18 protein-coding genes are annotated in these 20,232 nt (G+C 57.9%); 10 read left to right on the top strand and 8 right to left on the bottom strand.

What is annotated here, in order from left to right:
- The first annotated feature begins 250 nt into the window (after positions 1-250).
- Positions 251-1,288: an NADP-dependent oxidoreductase gene (locus VN622_13800; GenBank protein ID HWR36930.1), complete on the top strand. Its 1,038-nt coding sequence runs from the start codon at positions 251-253 to the stop codon at positions 1,286-1,288.
- Positions 1,289-1,292: 4 nt separating this feature from the next.
- Here the strand turns inward: VN622_13800 and VN622_13795 are convergent, their stop codons facing one another.
- Entirely contained in the window at positions 1,293-3,224 is a 1,932-nt protein-coding gene (locus VN622_13795) for an ABC transporter ATP-binding protein (protein HWR36929.1), read from the bottom strand.
- 248 nt (positions 3,225-3,472) lie between these two features.
- Here VN622_13795 and VN622_13790 point away from each other — a divergent pair, with 248 nt between their 5' ends.
- The 3 genes from VN622_13790 to VN622_13780 all read left to right on the top strand — a co-directional run bounded on the left by VN622_13790 (position 3,473) and on the right by VN622_13780 (position 5,794).
- Positions 3,473-5,089, top strand: coding sequence for an ATP-binding cassette domain-containing protein (locus VN622_13790; protein ID HWR36928.1), 1,617 nt, complete (start codon positions 3,473-3,475; stop codon positions 5,087-5,089).
- Between the two features lie 184 nt (positions 5,090-5,273).
- Complete coding sequence (locus VN622_13785) at positions 5,274-5,645, top strand: nickel-dependent hydrogenase large subunit (GenBank protein ID HWR36927.1); 372 nt, start codon at positions 5,274-5,276, stop codon at positions 5,643-5,645.
- A 17-nt stretch (positions 5,646-5,662) separates the two neighbouring features.
- Positions 5,663-5,794, top strand: a complete 132-nt coding sequence (locus tag VN622_13780) for a hypothetical protein (protein HWR36926.1) — start codon at positions 5,663-5,665, stop codon at positions 5,792-5,794.
- 148 nt (positions 5,795-5,942) lie between these two features.
- On the opposite strand, the gene VN622_13775 is transcribed toward VN622_13780, so the two are convergent.
- Positions 5,943-6,461 carry a redoxin domain-containing protein gene (locus VN622_13775; protein HWR36925.1) on the bottom strand — a complete coding sequence of 173 codons (519 nt, stop codon included), beginning with the start codon at positions 6,459-6,461 and terminating at the stop codon, positions 5,943-5,945.
- A gap of 251 nt (positions 6,462-6,712) precedes the next feature.
- On the opposite strand from VN622_13775, the gene VN622_13770 reads away from it, so the two are divergent.
- The 5 genes from VN622_13770 (at position 6,713) to VN622_13750 (ending at position 13,260) form a co-directional block, all read left to right on the top strand.
- A complete protein-coding gene (locus VN622_13770; protein ID HWR36924.1) occupies positions 6,713-7,345 on the top strand; it encodes a TetR/AcrR family transcriptional regulator in 633 nt (210 codons plus the stop codon).
- A gap of 66 nt (positions 7,346-7,411) precedes the next feature.
- Positions 7,412-9,211, top strand: a complete 1,800-nt coding sequence (locus tag VN622_13765; GenBank protein ID HWR36923.1) for a long-chain fatty acid--CoA ligase — start codon at positions 7,412-7,414, stop codon at positions 9,209-9,211.
- A 254-nt stretch (positions 9,212-9,465) separates the two neighbouring features.
- On the top strand, positions 9,466-11,061 hold the full coding sequence (locus VN622_13760) for a serine hydrolase (protein HWR36922.1): 1,596 nt from the start codon (positions 9,466-9,468) through the stop codon (positions 11,059-11,061).
- A gap of 214 nt (positions 11,062-11,275) precedes the next feature.
- Entirely contained in the window at positions 11,276-12,046 is a 771-nt protein-coding gene (locus VN622_13755) for a thiazole synthase (protein HWR36921.1), read from the top strand.
- Positions 12,046-13,260, top strand: a complete 1,215-nt coding sequence (locus VN622_13750; protein HWR36920.1) for an acyltransferase — start codon at positions 12,046-12,048, stop codon at positions 13,258-13,260. The genes VN622_13755 and VN622_13750 overlap by 1 nt, the downstream gene beginning before the upstream one ends.
- A gap of 65 nt (positions 13,261-13,325) precedes the next feature.
- Here the strand turns inward: VN622_13750 and VN622_13745 are convergent, their stop codons facing one another.
- Positions 13,326-13,679, bottom strand: coding sequence for a septum formation initiator family protein (locus tag VN622_13745; protein ID HWR36919.1), 354 nt, complete (start codon positions 13,677-13,679; stop codon positions 13,326-13,328).
- Positions 13,680-13,696: 17 nt separating this feature from the next.
- Positions 13,697-15,115 carry a phosphoglucomutase/phosphomannomutase family protein gene (locus VN622_13740; protein HWR36918.1) on the bottom strand — a complete coding sequence of 473 codons (1,419 nt, stop codon included), beginning with the start codon at positions 15,113-15,115 and terminating at the stop codon, positions 13,697-13,699.
- A gap of 111 nt (positions 15,116-15,226) precedes the next feature.
- On the opposite strand from VN622_13740, the gene cutA reads away from it, so the two are divergent.
- Positions 15,227-15,544 carry a divalent-cation tolerance protein CutA gene (gene cutA / locus VN622_13735; GenBank protein HWR36917.1) on the top strand — a complete coding sequence of 106 codons (318 nt, stop codon included), beginning with the start codon at positions 15,227-15,229 and terminating at the stop codon, positions 15,542-15,544.
- Positions 15,545-15,606: 62 nt separating this feature from the next.
- Here the strand turns inward: cutA and VN622_13730 are convergent, their stop codons facing one another.
- The 4 genes from VN622_13730 to VN622_13715 all read right to left on the bottom strand — a co-directional run bounded on the left by VN622_13730 (position 15,607) and on the right by VN622_13715 (position 20,219).
- A complete protein-coding gene (locus VN622_13730; protein HWR36916.1) occupies positions 15,607-16,446 on the bottom strand; it encodes a class I SAM-dependent methyltransferase in 840 nt (279 codons plus the stop codon).
- A gap of 178 nt (positions 16,447-16,624) precedes the next feature.
- Positions 16,625-17,785, bottom strand: a complete 1,161-nt coding sequence (locus tag VN622_13725) for a PLP-dependent aspartate aminotransferase family protein (GenBank protein ID HWR36915.1) — start codon at positions 17,783-17,785, stop codon at positions 16,625-16,627.
- Positions 17,786-17,921: 136 nt separating this feature from the next.
- Positions 17,922-18,875: a cysteine synthase A gene (gene cysK, locus VN622_13720; GenBank protein ID HWR36914.1), complete on the bottom strand. Its 954-nt coding sequence runs from the start codon at positions 18,873-18,875 to the stop codon at positions 17,922-17,924.
- Positions 18,876-19,094: 219 nt separating this feature from the next.
- Positions 19,095-20,219: a VWA domain-containing protein gene (locus VN622_13715; GenBank protein HWR36913.1), complete on the bottom strand. Its 1,125-nt coding sequence runs from the start codon at positions 20,217-20,219 to the stop codon at positions 19,095-19,097.
- Positions 20,220-20,232 lie beyond the last annotated feature (13 nt).

Here is a 20,232-nt window from a genome sequence, read left to right as displayed (position 1 = left end):
AGAGTACCTGCTGTTGTCCACGTTACATTTGTCACCGGAAGTTAGACTCGGAAGTAACATGGAAATTCGAGTCGTTGGCATGATTGACAACACGGCACTTCTTGAGCTGGCGCTCCAGATTCAGCGCGGACATCTTACATGATGCCGCCACATACAACAGGCTGACGTTCCAGAGATGGCAGGGTTAGAGCACAGGACGAAATTTGCACCATGTGCATCGAATCGAGAGGCTGTGTGGAGAAGGCTTGTGATGACAAAGAACCGCAGAATCGTACTCGCAGCACGTCCGAAAGGTGAGCCACAGGAATCAGATTTCCGGCTTGAAGAACTAGAGATACCGGCTCCCGGCGATCGCGGTGTACTGTTACGCACGCTGTACCTGTCGCTCGATCCCTATATGCGTGGCCGCATGAGCGCTGGGCCGTCCTATGCGCCTCCTGTAGAGATCGGACAGGTTATGGAAGGCGGCACCGTCTGCGAAGTGGTCGAGTCAGGAGATCCGCAGTTCTCTCCCGGAGACATCGTGCTTGCATACACAGGCTGGCAGCAGTACGCGGTGGCGGACGCGAAAAGTTTGCTGAAAATTGATCCCGCCGCAGCTCCGATATCTACCAGGCTCGGTGTGCTCGGAATGCCAGGCATGACTGCTTACGCGGGTCTTCTCAACATCGGACAGCCGAAACCGGGCGAGACCGTTGTGGTCGCCGCGGCTTCGGGCGCGGTAGGTTCCGTCGTTGGCCAGATCGCGAAGATCAAGGGCTGCCGTGCCGTCGGTGTGGCGGGCGGCAAGCAGAAGTGCGACTTCGTTGTGAACGAATTGGGCTTCGACGCTTGCGTCGATCATCGCAGCCACGACTTCGAAGAGCAACTGATCGCGGCGTGCCCGAGTGGCATCGACGTGTATTTTGAGAACGTGGGCGGCAAGGTTCTGGAGGCCGTCATGCCCCTTCTGAATCTCTTCGCGCGCGTGCCAGTTTGCGGGCTGATCGCGCACTACAACGCGACATCGTTGCCGGGCGGCCCTGATCGCGTTCCGGCGCTCATGGCTGCGATTTTGACCAAGCGGCTGACTCTCCGCGGGTTCATAGTTTCTGACTTCGCTGCCCAGCAAGAAGAGTTCGCAGACAACATGGCACAGTGGCTTGCCGCCGGGAAAGTGAAATACCGCGAGGATGTAGTCGATGGTTTGGAGAACGCCATCACTGCCTTCCAGGGTCTGCTGAAAGGCAAAAACTTCGGAAAGCTCGTTGTGCGGGTCGCGCCTGAGGCGAGGCGCAGATCTCTCTGAATCCTCATTCATCCTGGCCGCGAAGTATGCGAACCGGGTCGGCATCCCCATTCGTGGAACGGCCTTCGCCGTCGCCAGCTTCGGCAACGTCGGCGATGTCGCCTTCACCCGGCGCGAGGAAGAGATTTTCTTCGACGCCGTGTTGTTTCGTATACAGCTCGTAGTACCGCCCTCCAAAGGCATAGAGCGAGGCGTGTGTTCCCCGCTCAAGTACGCGGCCATTCTCTATGACAAGGATTTGATCAGCGCGCCTGATCGTGGAGAGCCGATGTGCGATGACGAACGTCGTGCGTCCACGCATCAGGTACGAAAGCCCTTCCTGGATTAGTGCCTCTGATTCGGAATCGAGACTTGACGTCGCCTCATCGAGAATGAGGATTCGCGGATTCGCCAGGATTGCGCGCGCAATCGAAACTCTCTGCCGCTGTCCGCCGGAGAGCTTTACCCCACGCTCGCCGATGATTGTGTCGTACTTGTTCTCGAATTTCTCGGCAAACTCATCCACACGCGCTATGGCACATGCGCGAAAAATCTCTTCGTCCGTCGCATTTGGTTTCGAAAACGCGACGTTCTCCCGAATGCTTCCGTCGAAGAGGAACGAGTCCTGCAACACAACGCCCAGTTGTTGCCGATAGGAGTCCAACTTCACGGTGGAGAGATCGGCGCCGTCCACGAAGATCGCGCCTAGATTCGGATTATGAAATGCCGTGATCAATCCGATGATCGTTGACTTCCCTGAGCCCGAGGAGCCGACGAGCGCAGTCACCGTTCCTGGCGGCGAATGGAAGGAAATATCGTGCAGAATCGTCTTGTCCGCCTCGTACGCGAATGTGACATCTTCAAACACAACGTCGCCATTGAGTTCCGGCAGACTCACGGTTCGCCGAAGGTCCTCGTCCTCAGGGCGTTCGCTGAGAACCTCGCGCGTTCTCTCCAGTCCCGCAACCGCTTCCGTCAGTTGCGTGCCGATGCCGACGATCTGGAACAGTGGTGCCGCGAGATATCCCAGGAACATCGTGTACGTGAAGAATCCGCCCAACGTCAGGTGCCCGGTCAGAATCTGCCTCGCACCCATGAACATGACGATCGCGCCCACGATGCCCATCAGCGTCGCCGACGACAAACTCATCACAGAGGATGCCGTGAGCGTGCGATACACGTTCTGGAGCAGGCGCTGAACGCCCGCGGCAAAAACCTCGTGCTCGCGTTGCTCGGCATGGTAGCCCTTGACCACTCGCACGCCACCCAGCGACTCCGTCAATCGGCCTGTCACCTCGGCATTGATTTTTGAGCGCTCGCGGAAGATGGGACGGATGGTTTGAAACGCCTTGCGGAGTGCGAATCCGAAGACGACAAGGAATCCGAAAGCTATGGCGGTCATAGTCGGACTGATGCGAACCAGCACTACAAACGAAATCAGTGCCGTGAGCACTCCGCCAACGAAGTCCACCAGTCCTGTGCCCAGTAGATTTCGCACGCCTTCGACATCGCTCATGATGCGCGCAACGAGCGTGCCCGTTTTGTTCGAGTCGTAGTAGGAGACCGGCAAACGGCCAACGTGCTTCTGCACCTTGATCCGGAGTTCTGCGATAAGTTTCTGCGCGGCCTTGGAGAGCGTCTGCGTCAGCGCAAACGATGTGAATCCCTGGACCATCGTCGCAACCAACACCAGTCCTACCAGCGGGAGAAGAAGGTTTGCCTGTCTCTTCCCAATGATGTCATCGACGAGATACTTGGTGGAAAGCGGCAGAACCAGTCCCGAGACGCGGTTGATCGCCATCAGCACCAACCCGAGCGCAAGCAGCCACCTGCGTGGGCGCACAAGCCGCCAGATCTCCGGGAGCGCCTTGAATACCTCGGTGGGCTTTCCGGACGGCACCGCTGCTGATTTCGAACCGATTAGTTTTGTGCCGACATCGGACCCTGGATGTCTCATGGATAGACTTTAGATTAAATAGGAGCAGAAATGGATTCGAGCGCCACTGACACTTTTGAGTCCGAGCACAACCTCGCCTCATCAATAAACATGGGAAAACAAGCGCCTTATCTCGCAAGCTCAACTCTCGCTTCGACCAACAGCGTGAATTGCCTTACAATGTAAAGACAGGGAAAATTCAGGCTGTTGCCTTCGCGCGGTCGCCTCCGAGCTATTCCTCTACTTTCCGCGAAACAGGTTTGTCAGGAATGATTTCAGTCAGCAATGTAAGCATGCGCTACGGCGCAAAAATTTTGTTTGAAGATGTCTCTACAGCGTTCATCCCGGGGCGCCGCTTCGGCCTCACGGGACCGAATGGCTCCGGCAAATCGACCTTCATGAAGGTCTTGACTGGCGAACTGGACGCACAGAAAGGCACGGTCGTCCGCCCGCGCAAGATGGGCATCCTGCGCCAGGATCAGTATGCGTTTGATGCTTTTCGCGTGCTCGACACGGTCATCATGGGCAACAAGGGTCTGTGGGCTGCGCTCGAAGAGCGCGAAGTCATCTACGCCAAACCTGACTTGACCGATGAAGACGGCATCCGCCTCGGCGAACTCGAGGGAATCGTCGGGGACGAAGACGGCTACACCGCCGAGAGCGATGCCGCGGTCCTGCTGCAAGGCCTCGATATTCCCGATCAATTCCATGACCGCAGGATGAGCGAGTTGCAGGGTGGCCAGAAAGTGCGTGTGCTACTGGCGCAGGCTCTGTTCGGGAAACCCCAGGCGCTCCTGCTCGATGAGCCTACGAACCACCTCGATCTCGATTCGATCCACTGGTTGCAGGATTTCCTGAACCGCTTCGAAGGTACGCTGATCACCATTTCGCACGATCGCCATTTTCTCAACGCGGTCTGCACCCACATCGCGGACATCGATTACCAGACGATCATCACCTACACCGGCGGCTATGACGACATGGTGCTGGCGAAGACGCAGGTTCGCTCGCGCCTTGAGTCGGAGAATGCGCAGCGTGAGAAGAAAATCGCGCAGTTGAACGAATTCATCGCGCGCTTCTCCGCCGGAACGCGCTCCAGCCAGGTGACTTCGCGCAAAAAAGAAGTTGAACGCCTCCAGACCAGCGAACTCGCGCGTTCCAACATCGCACGTCCGTATATCCGATTCGAGCAGTTGCGCCCATCCGGCAAGCACGTTCTGGAGTTCGAGGGTGTTCGCAAAGCGTACGGGGACCAGAAGGTTATCGACGGCTTTACGGCCTCGTTGATTCGCGGCGAAAAGGTTTGCCTGATGGGACGCAACGGCCAGGGCAAGACCACTCTGTTGAAAGCCCTGCTGGCGGATGCACCGGGAATTTCAAGGAGTGATCTCAGCATTGATAGTGGCAACGTGAAGTGGGGTCACGAAGCGCAGATCGGCTATTTCGCCCAGGACCACACGGCGGCAATCGAAAAAGGTATGACGGCCGCCGAATGGCTCTCCCAATTCGATCCCAAAGCAACGAAGGAAGACATACGCGGCCTGTTGGGACAGATGCTCTTCAGTGGCGAAGAAGGTCTGAAGCCAACGGGTGCGCTCTCCGGCGGTGAAGCAGCACGATTGCTCTTCTGCAAATTGATGTTGCAGAAACCCAACATCCTGGTGCTGGACGAACCGACGAATCACCTCGATCTCGAATCCATCAACGCCCTGAACTTCGCTATCCAGCGATTCGAGGGAACCGTTCTGCTGGTCACGCACGATCACGATCTGATCGAAGAAGTTGCGACTCGCATCTGGCACTTCGAGAACGGCGCGATTGAGGACTTCAACGGGCCTTACGAAGAGTATCTGGGCGCAACAACAACGACCGCGGCAGCAGATTAAGTAGCGGGTCGTGAGGTCAGTCGCGGGTCGTGGGTCGAGCGCGAGGAAGTGTGATCCTGAGCGAAGCGAAGGATCTGCTTTGTGCCGCTACTGGATAACAAGCAATTTTTCGGTCAGCTCGAATAGCAGTGCCCTCAGGATGACGACCAACCTCCGAAAAAGGTAGTTGGAGGCCACGCCCAGCGTGGCCTTTTCCAATTCTGCACCCTTCAGGAGCAACAAGCGACAGGCAGTGACCTGTCCCTTGCCTACGAAGTACGCCTTCCAATTCACGGTTAGGCGATGCAGGTTGGTCCGCTCGCGCAGGTTCTTATCGGCTACGCACCAGGGACATCCGCTCACGAAGAAGTGGACCGGCGCGGCGCTGCGCACGATTTCCAGCGTTGCCGGCCGCCCGGTCACGATTGACATGCTGCACTCGACGATGGGCCGCCACGTAGCGCGCGCTATCCGCGCAGCCATGCTCTCCGAGCTGGCGCAAAAACATTGGCAGCTGCTGGTCGGGATCTCGGGCGAATCGTACAACGCAGGCTGCGAACTAAGCCCAAAGGCTTAGGCATGGTGGGAGCGGCTATGGAAGCCGTGCTGGCCCACCTGACGCGCCTCAACGTCACGTATCGTCTCAAGATAGACCAGCAATCTCCTGAAATCTGGCGGACGGAATCCGCCGCAAGCGCCAGCAGAAAAGCAGATCTTTTGAACTAAAGGCTCCCCAACAGATATGGTGCCCTCTATCCCCACGCAAGCAAACCCGTCTTGCATGGCCACTCGCCCGTCGCTTTTCAACCCACGACACAAGTGGTTGGGGCCCTCAGATTTTCGTAATGTGAGATATGGGTTGCCCGCCGCCTGACTATTCTTTCAACTTCCGGCGTTCGCACGCGGTAACGGCATTTGCAGGATCGAGCGCCTGCTTCTCCTCATGCACTTCCACGATCTTGCCGGACTTGTCGATCAGGTAGGTCGTGCGCTTCGCGGCTTTGTACTCGTGGCTGTAGATGCCGTAGCGGCGCGTAGTTTCTCCGCCCCAGTCGCTAAGCAGCGGGAAGGTGACGCCGATCTTTTCTGCCCATGCTTTGTTAGCGTAAGGACTATCCATGCTCACACCCAGAACCTGGGTGTCTGTTGCTTCCAGCTTTTGCAAGTTCTGCTGGAAACCCTGCATCTCGCGGGTTCAGCCGCCGGTGAATGCGAAGACGTAGAACGCAAGCGCAACGTTCTTCTTGCCCTTGAAGTCGGAGAGCGAAACATCTTTGCCATCCTGATCCTGCAGTTTGAAATCCGGCGCGGCGTCCCCTGCCTTAAGTTTCGCCGTGTGCGACGCACGAGTTGTTTTCGCCGGCGCTTTACTTTTCTGCGCTGCGATGGGCATGGCCGCCATGCAGACAAGCAGCGCCAGAGTTAATCCAGTTGATTTCATCCCTCACCCCCTGCCGAAGCTTAATGAACTCCGCTGCTGGCAACAACCTGAATCGTGAGCAGCGCATTGCTGGGCCCTTGGTCTCTTGTTAGACCGTTGCTAAACACATCAATTCCAAGTACATTGTGTAAAGTTAAGGGTTGTGGGGACCCGTTTGCAGGCACGTCTACATCGGCACTTAATCTTCCTGCACACTTCAAACGATGCCCAAACACGATTCCGGCGAAGATCAGGTCACGGCCGCTGCTCCGCAATTGCGGAGCAGCTCCGAAAAATACCAGCGCATTCTTGACGCTGCCGTCGCCGTTTTCGCGGAGAAGGGCTTCCACTCCTCTCGCGTAGCAGACATAGCTGACCGCGCGGGGGTCGCCGATGGCACCGTCTATCTCTACTTCAAAAATAAAGAAGAGATTCTGATGATGGCCATCAACACCGCGTTTGATGCCTTCGTCAGCTTCGCCCGCACTGAGTTGGCGAAGATCGCGTCGCCGTCCGAAAAGCTGCGACGCCTCGCCTTCCTGCACCTTAACGCCCTCGGTTCCAACCGCAATCTTGCCGTCGTCTTCCAGATGGAGCTTCGCCAGAGCGCTCGATTCCTGGCGCCCTTCTCCCATCAGCACATGGTGGAGTACTTCGACCTCGTACGCTCGGCCATCCGCGACGGCCAGCAAACAGGGCTATTCCGGGCCGACCTCAATGAAAAGATCGTGGCCAACTGCTTCTTCGGTGCGGTGGACGAAATGGTTACGTCTTGGGTGCTTGCCGAACACGAATATGCTCTGGCCGGTGCTGCCGAATCGGTAGCAAACGTCATCTTAGTAGGTTTAGAGAAGTAGCTGGCCCAGGTTGCCAGGCAGGCGACCAGGCTTATCTCAAGTAATTCGCTGCCATGCTGGGGTGGAATGAAACAAAAGCCTCGCACGCTGAACGACATCTTCTACGCCGTAGTGGAGCGCGACTGCGAGCGCGTAATGGTCACGCGCGAAAACGGCGCATGGCGATCGATCTCATCGTCAGAATTTTACAAGAGCGTGGTTGGCGCCGCCCATGCGCTCCAGTCGTGGGGAGTCGGACGCGGCGACCGTATCGCCATCCTTAGCGAGAATCGCCCGGAGTGGGCCATCGCAGATTTCGCCACGCTGCTCATCGGCGCGGCCGTCGTTCCCATCTATTCCACGCTGACCGGCGAGCAGGCGGCATATCTCCTTCGTCACTCCGGAGCGCGCATCGCTTTCGTTTCCACCCAAGCACAACTCGAAAAGCTCGAAGCTATTCGCTCCCAGACGCACATTGACCGCATCATTGCCATGGACGATCTGCCCCTCCGTCCCGGGCTCGAATTGATGTCGCCCATGATGGCCGCTGGTCCTTCCGCGCGCGACGCCCAGTTCGATGCGCTCGCTCACACCGTCACTCGCGACGATCTCGCAACCGTCATCTACACCTCTGGCACGACGGGCGTTCCGAAAGGCGCCATGCTTACCCATGGCAATCTGGCCTCGAACCTGGAAGTCTCGCTCGACGCTTTCGCCTTTGAACCGGGAAACGTCGGCATCAGCTTCCTGCCGCTCTCGCACATCACGGCGCGCCATCTCGACTATGCGATGTTCTTCCACAGCATCACCATCGCGTATTGCCCGTTCATGGACGATCTTGGGCGCACGCTGAACGAGATTCACCCGACGGTGTTCGTCGCCGTGCCGCGCGTTTACGAAAAAATCTATAACCAGGTTGAAAAGGAAGTTGGACACGGACTCAAGCGCAAGCTCTACAACTGGACCCTCCGCGTCGGCGAAGCACATCGCGATGAGATTCTGGCCGGACTCAGACCCGCCAGCTTCGCGTGGAAACTGGCTGACAAGCTTGTCTATGGGAAAGTCCGTGCCGCCATGGGTGGACGAGTGCATGTCTTTATCTCAGGAGGCGCGCCGCTGGGACGCGAACTCGGCGAGTGGTATGCCAAGATCGGCATCCGCATCAACGAAGGCTATGGCCTGACGGAAACGTCGCCGGTCATTTCCATCAACCATCCATCCGGCTACAAGCTCGGAACCGTCGGCAAGCCGCTGCCCAATCTTGAAATCCGTATCGCCGGCGATGGTGAAATTCTGGTGCGCGGCCCATCCATCTTTAAGGGTTACTGGAACATGCCGGAAGAAACCAGCAACGCATTCGACGGCGACTGGTTCAAGACAGGCGATATCGGCATGCTCGATTCCGAAGGCTTCCTCTCCATCACCGATCGCAAGAAAGACCTGATCAAGACTTCGGGCGGCAAGTTTGTAGCGCCGCAGCCCATCGAGAACTCGCTGAAGGCGAACGTGCTCATCAGCGAAGCCGCGGTCATCGGCGACCGCCGGCGCTTCGCTTCGGTGGTTCTCGCTCCCTCCTTCGTTCATCTGGAAGATTGGGCGCGACACAACGGAGTGGAGTTCAGCACGCGCGAGGAACTGATCTCCCTCCCGAAGATTCAGGCGCTTTATGAAGGTATCGTGGCCGACATCAACTGCAATCTCGCGCAATACGAGAAGCTGAAACGCGTGCTCGTGATCCCCGAGGAACTGTCGGTCGCAAACGGTACGCTGACGCCCACGCTCAAACTTCGCCGACGCATGGTGGAAGAGCGTTACCGCAAAGAAATCGAGCGCTTGTACGCCGACGCTAGTTCTTCCGCACCCGAACCCGCCACGATCACAACGTAACTGAACCTAAGCTACTGAGCCGCTGAGCTACTAAGATACTGAGCAAGAATCTGTCTTCCTGAGCCAGGGGCGGCTCGAGTCGAAGGAGCCCTTACTGGCAACGGGCAACTGGCAACTGCCTTACTGCGCAGGAAGACAGAGGTGCAGTTGTCCCACGCTCCCCTTGTCCCTCCCGTTCGCCTCATGTACAAATACCCTTCCCGATCAACCTTGGGTTTTCTCGTCAACTCCAAGGAACAGGAGCACTCGCACTGATGCGTAGATACCCGCGTAACGTGGCCATCCTCATCCTCGTCCTCTTCTTCTCACTCGGCACTCTCGCCCAGAGCGCGCCTCCGGATATTGACGCCTGGGTCGCCCGCACCATGAAGGAGTTTGAAGTCCCCGGCATCGCACTCGCCATTGTGAAAGATGGCAAGATCGTGCTCGCAAAGGGCTACGGCGTTCGCAGGCTAGGCTTGCCTGAACCGGTTGATGCCAACACGCTCTTCGGAATCGCCTCGAATAGCAAGGCTTTCACTGCCGCCGATGTTGCGATTCTGGTCGATGAGCAGAAGGTTTCGTGGGACGATCCTGTCATCAAGCACCTGCCAGCCTTTCGCGTGGACGATGCCTTTGTCACGAGCGAACTCATGGTGCGCGATTTGCTCTCGCATCGCAGCGGACTAGGCCTTGGCGCAGGCGATCTTATGTTCTGGCCTGACACGGATTTCACCCGCGAACAGGTTGTCGCCGCCGCGGCCCACATCAAGCCAGTCTCCAGCCTGCGCAGTCGCTACGCCTATAACAACCTTATGTTCATCGTCGCCGGCGAACTCGTTGCCGCCGTCAGCGGTAAGTCGTGGGACGACTTTACGCGCGAACGCATCTTCCAGCCGCTCGGCATGAACTCAACCGTGATCAGTTCTGCCAGCTTCAAACCCGGCGATAACTTTGCCACGCCGCATTCACGCGGGTGGCGACTCGCAGGCAAGCCGGTCGCACCCATTGCACTCACCAAGGACGACACTTGGGCTGCCGCCGCTGGAATCAAGTCCAACGTCACCGACCTCTCCAAGTGGGTTCTGGTGCAGCTTAATCGCGGCAAGATTGAGGGCGACCGTCGCCTCTTCAGCGAAGCTGCACAGCGCCAGATGTGGTCGATGCAGATTTCTACCGGCCCGGGCCGTCCACAGCAGGGTCCGCTCAAGTCGCTTGAAGCCAAGTTCTCCGGATACGGCATGGGCTGGAGCCTCCGCGATTACCAGGGACGCAAAATCGTCTCCCACGGCGGCGCACTCACGGGAATGTTGTCCAGCGTCTATCTGGTGCCGGAGGAAAACCTTGGCATTATCGTGTTGACCAACCAGGAAGAGAGCGGCTCATACGCGTCGATCATCTACCACATTCTCGATCACTACATGAAGCTGCCCGCAACGAACTGGATCTCCGCGTTCCAGACCTCGCGGAGGGAAACCCTCGCCAAGGCCGCTGAAGCTGAAAAGAAGCAGAACGAGGAGCGAGTAAAGGAATCCCGCCCCTCGTTCCCACTTGCCTCCTATGCCGGGGACTACAACGATCCCTGGTATGGGAAGGCCACTCTCAAACTGGAGAACGATCGCCTGGTGCTGCGGATGACGCACACGCCTGACATGGTCGCAGACCTCGAACACTGGCAATTCAACACCTTCAAAGCCGTGTTCCGTGACGCTACCATCCCTGACGCCTTCCTCACTTTCAACCTGCAGCCGGACGGCAAGATTGACGAGATGAAGATGGTCCCCACGTCGCAGATTGCCGACTTCAGCTTCGATTATCAGGACTTGCTGTTCAAACCCGTTGCATTGCCCAAGGAGGCAGGCGGGAAATAGCGGGAACTTTCGTGATCAGGTGGAGCAGGCTTCAGGGATTGCAGTAAGAGATTCGGATAGAGCAGGACCTTCAGACTTGCAGGTAGAAATGGGTGGAGCAGGCCTGAAGGCCGGCTCCATCTTTCATCTGTAGCCTCCTTGCGCAATTCCGACCCGAACACGCGCTCCGCCCAACAATTACCCAATTACAAATTACCCGATTACAATATCTTTTATGGACTCATTGGTAATTGCAGGTAAGGCATTCTCCTCGCGCCTGATCGTCGGAACGGGCAAGTACAAGGACGGGCCTGAAACGGCCGCTGCCATCGCCGCCAGCGGCGCAGAGATGGTCACCGTCGCCGTCCGCCGCGTCAATCTGGACCGCAGCAAGGAATCACTGCTCGACTTCATCGATCCCAAGAAGTACTTTCTGCTGCCTAACACTGCTGGCTGCTATACGGCTGATGAAGCAATCCGCGCTGCGCGCCTGGGCCGCGAAGTTGGACTGAGCGATTGGGTCAAAATCGAAGTCATTGGCGACCAGAAGACGCTTTATCCCGACGTTTCGGCCACGATCGAAGCCACCAAGGTTCTTGTGAAGGAAGGCTTCACTGTACTGCCTTACACCAGCGATGATCCGGTCGTTGCGCTTCGCCTGCTCGACGCCGGTGCTTCTGTCATCATGCCGCTCGGAGCTCCAATCGGCAGCGGCCTCGGCATACAAAACGTCGCCAACCTGCGCATTCTGCGCGAACTGATTACCACCGTGCCTCTCGTGGTCGATGCCGGAGTCGGCACGCCGTCGGACGCAACGCTCGCAATGGAACTCGGCTATGACGCCGTCCTCATGAACACCGGCATCGCCGGTGCCAAGGATCCCGTCACCATGGCCGACGCCATGAAGCACGCTGTCATTGCCGGACGCTTGGGCTACTCGGCCGGCCGCATGCCTAAAAAACTTTACGCCACGGCCAGCTCTCCTGTTGAGGGAGTGTCGCGCTAGTGCAGCAGGTTCACACCCCCATTCGCCCGCGCAGAGACCTCACAGGCGCGGGCGACGCTGTTGCTGTTCCGCTGCCATCAGCGGCTTCCAAATCTCTGCTCCCGTCCTATATTCCTGAACTGGATGGCCTGCGTGGGCTTGCCATCGCCGCCGTTGTCATCTATCACTGCCACGACAAGCTTCGATTTCTGCATCTCGATTCGATCACGCAGTGGGGCTGGGTCGGCGTCAACCTTTTCTTCGTTCTCTCTGGATTCCTCATCACCGGGATCATCGCCGACTCGCGCCAGCAGCCGAACTTCTTCCGCAATTTTTACGCTCGCCGCGGACTTCGCATCTGGCCCGTGTACCTTCTGCTTCTGCTGCTCAACTACGTCGTTGTCCCCTTGGTTTTCGGAAGCTTCTGGTGGGCCTGGCACGAAGTGAAGGGCGCGCCCTGGGCCTACTACTTGCTGTTCATCCAGAATCTCTTCTTCATCGCGATACCCGGCACCGTCGGTCCCACCTGGTCGCTCGCCATTGAAGAACAGTTCTATATCCTGTGGGCACCCATCGCACGCTTCTTCCGCGCGGCGTTTCTAATACCAGTTCTGGCCGTCGTAATCATCGGCTCGCCAGTGATACGCATGTTCGCCGGAGCACATCTCACGCCAACCCACACGCTCATCCACCTGGACGGCCTCGCCGTGGGATCGCTTATCGCACTCGGGTTGCGCTCTGCGCGCCTGTCCGAATCGACTTGGCGCACCATTGCCCGCGTTGCGCTTGCGTTGGGCGTGATCGGCGCCATCATCATGCTCTTCCACGGATGGGCGCTCACGGACTCGTTCCTTGCGATAGGTTTTGGAGGGATGCTGCTGACGGCCATTGCCGCGAATCGATCGCCAAATGCCTACGGCAGCTTCTTGAAGCTGCGTCCGCTCAAGTTTCTCGGCACCATCAGCTACGGACTTTATATGACGCACATTCTGGTCTTCGTAGTGATCGGCGCTTTCGACGCGCGCATGGAACAGTACGGCGCGTTGGGGAATCTGGCCATCGTCGTCGTTCGCCTCGTGCTCTCTATCTCAGCTGCAACGCTGCTCTGGTACGGTTTTGAACGCCCGATCCTGGCGCTGAAGCATCGCTTCTTTGCCCCGAAACCCAAGAGCACCGCGCACGCGACCCCCGTTAACACCTTGATCGCCGCCCCGGAACCAATAGCAGCGGACTGAGCATTCGCGAGTCAAATAGGAAAAGGCGCCTATGCGGCGCCCTTACGTGCGAATCACAACAGTCCTTAGTGCTTCTCCGCCGTTGCGGTTACTGGCTTCTCTTTGCGCTCCGGCATGACGTACACAACCTCGCCGGGCCGCGCGTATTTCAACTGTTCGCGCGCTTCCTTCTCGATCGTATTCGGATCGGTTTTCAGGTTCTTGATCTGCGTCTCCAGGCGCTCATTTTCCAACTGCACCTGGCGCACTTCCTTCTGCAAACTCTCGTGTTCCCGCACCTTTTGGCGGAAGACTACCCAGCCGTTCGCGCCGAACAGTACGTGGAATCCCAGCATTCCAGCCAGCAGCAACACCGCCATCGTCGCAAGTCGGCGACGCCAGCCGTGCACTGCCTTCAACAAGTCTTGCAGCTTCTGCATCTTCAGCCCTGAATTCACTATTCCATCACCCACTGCTTGGCGTCCGCACTCAGCTTCTGCAAGTCGCCTTCACTGCGCGCTTCCGTATAGACGCGCACCACTGGTTCCGTTCCGCTCAACCGGTAGCAGACCCATGAGCCATCGTCGAGCACCAGTTTAAGTCCGTCCGTGCGGACCACCTGCGAAACCTTCTGTCCCGCGAAGTTTCTTGGCTCTTGACCCAACTTCACAGTGAACTTCTCTTTCACCTCTGGCGTCAAGCGGAAGTTCTCGCGCAATGGATAGAAGGAACCAACTTTGGCAAACAGTTCGCGCAGCAACTCGCCCATCGACTTGCCACGCTTCGCAACCATTTCGCAGCAAAGCAATCCGGCGATGACGCCATCCTTTTCCGGAACGTGATGCCGGATGGAAAGCCCCGCGCTCTCCTCGCCCCCAATAGCAATTTTGTCTTCCTTAATCAGCTCGCCAATGTACTTGAAGCCAACCGGCGTTTCGTACAACGGCACACCGTGGTGCTCCGCCAATGCATTCACCAGGTTTGTTGTCGCCACCGACTTTGCCACGCCGTTCTTCCAACCACGGCTCTCAGCCAGGTAATCGAACAGCAGCGCGATTACATAGTTCGGCTGCAAAAACGTTCCATCAGCATCTACAATGCCAAAGCGGTCGGCGTCGCCATCCGTAGCAATGCCGATAAGCGAGCCGGTCTCGCGCATCTTTGCCCGAAGGTCGGTCAGCAGATGGTCATCCGGCTCGGGTGCATGTCCGCCGAACAGCACGTCCCGAGAATCGTGAACGGTTGAGACTTGCACGCCTGCGCCGCGCAGGATTTCATCACTGTATCCGCGCGCAGCACCCCACATCGGATCGAAGCAAACGTGCAGCCCGGATTTCTTGATAGCCGCCAGGTCCACGAGTTCCCTCAGACGCGCCACGTAATGCGACTTCACTTCGATGGGCTCACGCTTCGCCTGCTTCCCGTTGGATGGACTGGCGTCCGTCTCGACCCCCTGGCCCAATCCAGCGATCTCCGCTTCGATTCTCTGCGTCGCTTCCGGCAGCGCCGGTGCGCCATCCGGCGTGGAGAACTTGATACCGTTATATTCCGGCGGATTGTGTGACGCCGTGAAGTTAATCGCGCCATCTGTCTTCTGCCGAACCACTTCGTAAGAGATTGCCGGGGTGGGCGCCGCCTCGGTGATGACCAGCGGCTGCACTCCATGTGCTTCCAAAATTTCGGCTGCCACGTCAACGAACTTCTCGCCCAGGAAGCGTGGGTCGCGACCCACGATCAGTCGCGTTCCGTCGTACGGCTTCGTTGACGCGACATAACGCGCAATGCCTGTGACGGCGCGGCGCACGTTCGCGAACGTGAACTCTTCGGCCATGACGGCCCGCCAGCCAGATGTGCCAAACTTGATCTGTGTTGTCATCTTTCTCGAACCTTAGTTGCAGAAGAGTACAGCAGGGTTGGTGTCAGCAGCGTCTTTGCAGATTACATTCTGCCGCTGGTTGCATTATAGTCTGCATCGGACACGCACTCGATGACGGACACTCGCCTGCTGTTGAGCACTGCCGGTTCTCGTGAAGAAGCGAAGACCATTGCGCATGCACTTGTGGAACGCCGGCACGCTGCCTGCGTCAACCTCGTTGGCCCTCTCGAATCCATTTACAGATGGAAGGGAGAGGTCGAGAGCGCCGCTGAATTTCTCCTGCTGATTAAGACTACCGTGGAGAACGTCGCCGCTGTTCGCGACGACATCAGAGAGTTGCACTCCTACGAACTTCCCGAGTGCATCGCCATCGACATCACGGACGGCTGCCCTGATTACCTGCGCTGGATTGTCGACTCGGTCCGGTAACACAACGGCCGCTCCGTCCTGAACGCAGCGGCCGCCACAAAATAAGTGCGTAACTGGGTTAGCTAGTTAGAAGTTGAAGCTAAATTGGAGTTCACTGCCGCTGTATTCGCCGGTTTCACGGCGCTCATATTCAGACGCCAGTAATCCATCTCGAATTTCGGAGTGTCATGCTCGGCCATATCGGCCAGGACATTCAGGAACTTCTGTGCGATCTCTGCAGGCATCTGTGCAACGTGCTTGCGGAGTGTCACCGTCGAGATGTACTGCTTGTACATTTCGCGGTTCGGCATGCACGAATACGCGGGAACCTGGGTTGTCTTTACGTTTTCGAAGCCGACGAGGCGTAAACGCTCGGCCATGGTCGTGTGCTCCACGAACATCCACGGATCCGTCCAGTCGCGGAAGTACACGGAGAACATGCCTTCGTACACCAGTTCGGCCGCGCGCCGCCGCAGACGCGCCAGGTTTGGCGCCGCGCCGCACTGAGCCACCAGCCATCCGCCCGGACGCAATGCCCTATAAAAGCCACCGAACAGCTTCCAATGATCGCTGATCCAGTGGATTGCCGCCGTGCTGAAAATGCCGTCAACCTCTTCCTGAAGCGAAAGGTTCACGAGGTCCGCTTGCACGAACTTCACGCGACCGCTCACGCCCTTGAGGTGTTCGCGTGCGACGTTCAGCATGTTGTCCGAGAGATCAACAGCGATTACATGTCCGTGAGGCAAGCGCTCGCATAACATCGCGGTTACCCGCCCGGTGCCACAGCCAGCGTCCAACACCTTCTCAAACCCTTGTAAATGAAGACGGTCTAAAACTTTCTTGCCCCATTCCACCTCAGGTTTCGCCAGCACATCGTATGCTGTCGAATCCCACTCGGCAGATACCGATTCCGCTTGCGCCATATTCGCCTCCTTTCGACGTTGCGAATTATGCCACTAACCGAGGTCGATAGCGCAGTTATTACACTGTTCAATCCCAAAACGAGAAAGTTGAAACTCTCGCCGCTGTCGCGCTCGGAGCCGTAGCAACAGAAAGGGCGCAGCCGAAACCGCGCCCTCTCACATTCGTCTTACATGAATCCTACAGCGCCGCCAGTGCCTGCTCCAGATCGGTAATGATGTCTTCCACTTCCTCAACACCGACGGAAAGGCGCACCATGCCATCGGTTATGCCGATCTTCTTGCGGCCTGCCGCGCCGACTGCCGCGTGTGTCATGGTCGCCGGGTGCGAGATCAGCGACTCCACGCCACCCAGCGATTCGCCAAGCGTGCAGACGCGAACCTTCTTCAAAAACTTCTTGGCATTATTCAGCGAGCCTGTCTCAAAGGTAATCATCGATCCGAAGCCCGACATCTGCCGCCGCGCCAGTTCATACTGCGGATGATGGGGCAGGCCGGGATAGAAAACCTTCTTCACCTTGCGATGCGTATTCAGGTAGTCGGCGACAACCCGGCCGCTCTCGTCGTGCTGCTTCATGCGCAGCGCCAGCGTCTTGACGCCGCGCAGCACCAGCCAGCACTCGAAAGGCGACATGATCGCGCCCGCAGCCTTCTGTATGAACGCCAACTTCTCGGCCTGCTCCTTCTTCGTACATACCAGCACTCCGCCAAGCCCATCCGAGTGCCCGTTCAGAAACTTCGTCGTCGAGTGCATGACCATGTCCGCACCCAGAGCGATTGGCTGCTGGAAATACGGCGACATGAAGGTGTTGTCCACCACGACTTCCGCACCCTTACGGTGTGCCAATTTGCTGATTGCTTCGATATCGCTCAGCGACATCAGAGGGTTCGTCGGCGTCTCAATGTAAACGTAACGAGTGTTGCGGCGGATGGCGCGCTCCACATTTCGCACGTCCGACGTATCCACGTAGGTGAACTCCAGCCCATAGTTCACCAGCACCTGGTTGAACAGGCGAGGCACGCCCCCATAGAGGTTATCCGAGCAAACGATGTGGTCGCCCTTCTTCAACATCGTGCAGAGCGCCATCACGGCTGCCATACCGCTCGCAAATACCCTCGATGCCACTCCGCCTTCCAGCGACGCCAGGTTCGTTTCGAGGCGGTCTCGCGTCGGATTGGAGACGCGCGCATACTCGTACCCCAGGCGCGGCTTTCCAAGCTCATCCTGCACGTAGGTGGAAGTTGCATAGATCGGCACGCCCACGGCGCCCGTCAGAGGCTCCGGCTCTTGCCCGTCGTGAATCGCTCTCGTCGAAAATCCTGCCACGTTCTTTTTAGCCATAAGTCCTCGTATGTTGCTGAGTCGCTCAGTAGCAATTCCTGCTGGTTGAACCGTCGCGTAGCCGCACCCGTCCGCCTCTGCACAGCAAGTAGCTCAGCAGCTTTAGAGAATGACAGCTTCTACGCTTTCTCTCGTTCTATTTCCCTTTGAAATTGAAGATGTCCTTCGATAGGTAGCGCTCCGCAGAGTCTGCCACCATCGTAACGACGCGCTTACCCGGCCCAAGCCGCTTGGCGACCTCGATTGAGGCCCACACTGCCGCCCCCGCGCTGGAACCGCCAAGCACGCCTTCCATCACTGCCAGTTCTTTCACCATGGCAAAGGCGTCGGCGTCGGTTACCGAGATCACTTCGTCCGCCAGCTTCGGGTCATAGGTCTTCGGAATGAAGCTCGAGCCGATTCCTTCCACAGCGTGCGAACCGGGCGTCCCGCCACCGTAAACCGAATGTTCCGATTCGACGCAGACGGCCAGCGCATCCGGGCAGCACTCTTTTATGTAGCGTGCGACCCCCGTGAAAGTTCCGCCCGTGCCTGCGCCGATCACGACAGCATCTATCTTGCCCTGCATCTGTTCCACAATCTCATGGCCGGTCGTCTCGTAGTGATAGTCAGGATTGCCTTGATTTTCGAATTGTGCGGCGAACCAGTGATTGGGGCTGTCGGCGGCGAGTTGGCGGGCTCTCTTGATTGCGCCCTCCATTCCTTCTTCGTCCGGCGTACGGAGGACCTTAGCGCCGAACGCCTCCATGAGCATCACCTTCTCCTTAGAGAACTTCATTGGAACGAAGAAGATCACCTTGTATCCGCGCTGCACGCCTACCAGTGCCAGGCCCACACCGGTATTCCCAGCGGTGGCTTCAACAATCGTGTCGCCGGGCTTCAACTGTCCTTCGCGTTCCGCCTTGCGGATCATCCCAAGGGCGGCGCGGTCCTTCACGCTGAACCCTGGATTGAAGGCCTCCAGCTTTGCATAAACGTCAGCGGCCCCCGCCGGCACAATCTTGCGGAGGTGCAACATTGGCGTGGACCCTATCAGGTCTAGGATGTCTTCAGCAATTTGGAGGGAAGTGGTCATTTCTGCGATTTTCATCGATGAGGCCGGCCCCTTCATATTTTGTGGAATGCTGCGTTTATCAGCGTAGCGCTGCCTATCCATTCACGCCATGGAACGTTACAGGTTACGGTAGCCCTATGGAAAGGTCAATCAGTTGCGCGCAGCAGGTTCGATGGGCGCGGGTTCTGCTGTCAAGGCAAACAAAAAGGCCAGACGCACTCAGCGCTGGCCTTGTTGCCGGCCTGAAACCTAGATTTATTTTGCGGCTGCTCTCTCCTGCCCGGCGTAGTAGCCGGATCGCGTGCGAACCTGAAGCTTCTTGTAGCCGCCCGCGCGCGCTTCCACTTTCACCGTGCGATATCCACCACGGTTCTGCGGATTGGTAGGTTTGTACCCGATCGTGTACTGGTTACGAATATCGTGCGCCACCTGTTTTGTAATCGCATCCACTTCGCTCAGGTCTCTTGGGAAGAACGACACGCCGCCTGTCTGCTCGGCGATGACTCGTAATGCGCGGCGCGCACGTTTTTCCTTCTCACCACCCAATATACCGATGGTGTAGACGGTTGGCCCGCCATCTACGGCCAGCTTTCGAACTGCCGCCTCCAGCGATTCCCGGCTCGCATTATCTTCTCCGTCCGTCACCACAAGGATCGCTTTCTTTTCCAGCCGCGCTGTTTTCGCCAGGTGATCCGCGGAAGCGACCAGCGCGTCGTATAGCGCCGTGCCTCCGCGGGAAACAATCTTGTCCAGCGACTCGCGTAGCAGGTTCACATCCGCTGTGTAGTCCTGATCAAGAAACGGTTCCTCGTTGAAGTTCACCACGAACACCTGGTCCTGCGGATTGCTCGCCCTCACCAGGTTGATGGCCGCCTGGTTCACTGCCGGACGCTTGTCGCGCATCGAACCGGAGTTGTCGATCACAATTCCGAGCGACACCGGAATATCCTCGCTCCGGAATGACGTGATCTGCTGCGGCTGGCCATCTTCGAATACCGTGAACGCGTCCCTGTTCAGATCGGTCACGAGCCGTTGCCGGTCATCCACTACCGTTGCATGCAGCGTGACTTCTTCCACCTGCTTGCGAAAGACAAAGACGCCGCCCTCTTGAGAGTCAGGCGCACGCCCGGGCTGGTTCGGTACCTGAACGGTGTCGCCCGGCTGGTTCCGTGGCTGAGCAATGGGCTGCTGCGATTGGTCCTGCTGGTTCTGTCCCGTGGGCATCTGCCCTCGCTGCTGGGCAGGCGCCCCTTGCGGCACTGGCGCACTTTGGCCGACAGGTGGACTCATGACCGGCGGCTGAGCCGGTTGCTGTGTGCCGACCTGTGAACTGGGCGGCGCATTCTGAGCGCTCAGGCCAACAACGAACAGAAGTGCCACTACGCAAACAATA

The sequence above is a fragment of the Clostridia bacterium genome, assembly GCA_035561135.1.
Classification (GTDB): domain Bacteria; phylum Acidobacteriota; class Terriglobia; order Terriglobales; family Acidobacteriaceae; genus DATMYA01.
This window is presented reverse-complemented; position numbering and strand designations above follow the sequence as displayed.

What these genes read in the sequence shown, in the direction of transcription:
- VN622_13730 (HWR36916.1), bottom strand. Translation starts at nt 16,446, where the DNA reads ATGGCGCAAGCGGAATCGGTATCTGCCGAGTGGGATTCGACAGCATAC.
- VN622_13725 (HWR36915.1), bottom strand. Translation starts at nt 17,785, where the DNA reads ATGGCTAAAAAGAACGTGGCAGGATTTTCGACGAGAGCGATTCACGAC.
- cysK (HWR36914.1), bottom strand. Translation starts at nt 18,875, where the DNA reads ATGAAAATCGCAGAAATGACCACTTCCCTCCAAATTGCTGAAGACATC.
- VN622_13740 (HWR36918.1), bottom strand. Translation starts at nt 15,115, where the DNA reads ATGACAACACAGATCAAGTTTGGCACATCTGGCTGGCGGGCCGTCATG.
- VN622_13745 (HWR36919.1), bottom strand. Translation starts at nt 13,679, where the DNA reads ATGCAGAAGCTGCAAGACTTGTTGAAGGCAGTGCACGGCTGGCGTCGC.
- VN622_13790 (HWR36928.1), top strand. Translation starts at nt 3,473, where the DNA reads ATGATTTCAGTCAGCAATGTAAGCATGCGCTACGGCGCAAAAATTTTG.
- VN622_13780 (HWR36926.1), top strand. Translation starts at nt 5,663, where the DNA reads ATGGAAGCCGTGCTGGCCCACCTGACGCGCCTCAACGTCACGTATCGT.
- VN622_13795 (HWR36929.1), bottom strand. Translation starts at nt 3,224, where the DNA reads ATGAGACATCCAGGGTCCGATGTCGGCACAAAACTAATCGGTTCGAAA.
- VN622_13760 (HWR36922.1), top strand. Translation starts at nt 9,466, where the DNA reads ATGCGTAGATACCCGCGTAACGTGGCCATCCTCATCCTCGTCCTCTTC.
- VN622_13800 (HWR36930.1), top strand. Translation starts at nt 251, where the DNA reads ATGACAAAGAACCGCAGAATCGTACTCGCAGCACGTCCGAAAGGTGAG.
- VN622_13765 (HWR36923.1), top strand. Translation starts at nt 7,412, where the DNA reads ATGAAACAAAAGCCTCGCACGCTGAACGACATCTTCTACGCCGTAGTG.
- VN622_13770 (HWR36924.1), top strand. Translation starts at nt 6,713, where the DNA reads ATGCCCAAACACGATTCCGGCGAAGATCAGGTCACGGCCGCTGCTCCG.
- cutA (HWR36917.1), top strand. Translation starts at nt 15,227, where the DNA reads ATGACGGACACTCGCCTGCTGTTGAGCACTGCCGGTTCTCGTGAAGAA.
- VN622_13755 (HWR36921.1), top strand. Translation starts at nt 11,276, where the DNA reads ATGGACTCATTGGTAATTGCAGGTAAGGCATTCTCCTCGCGCCTGATC.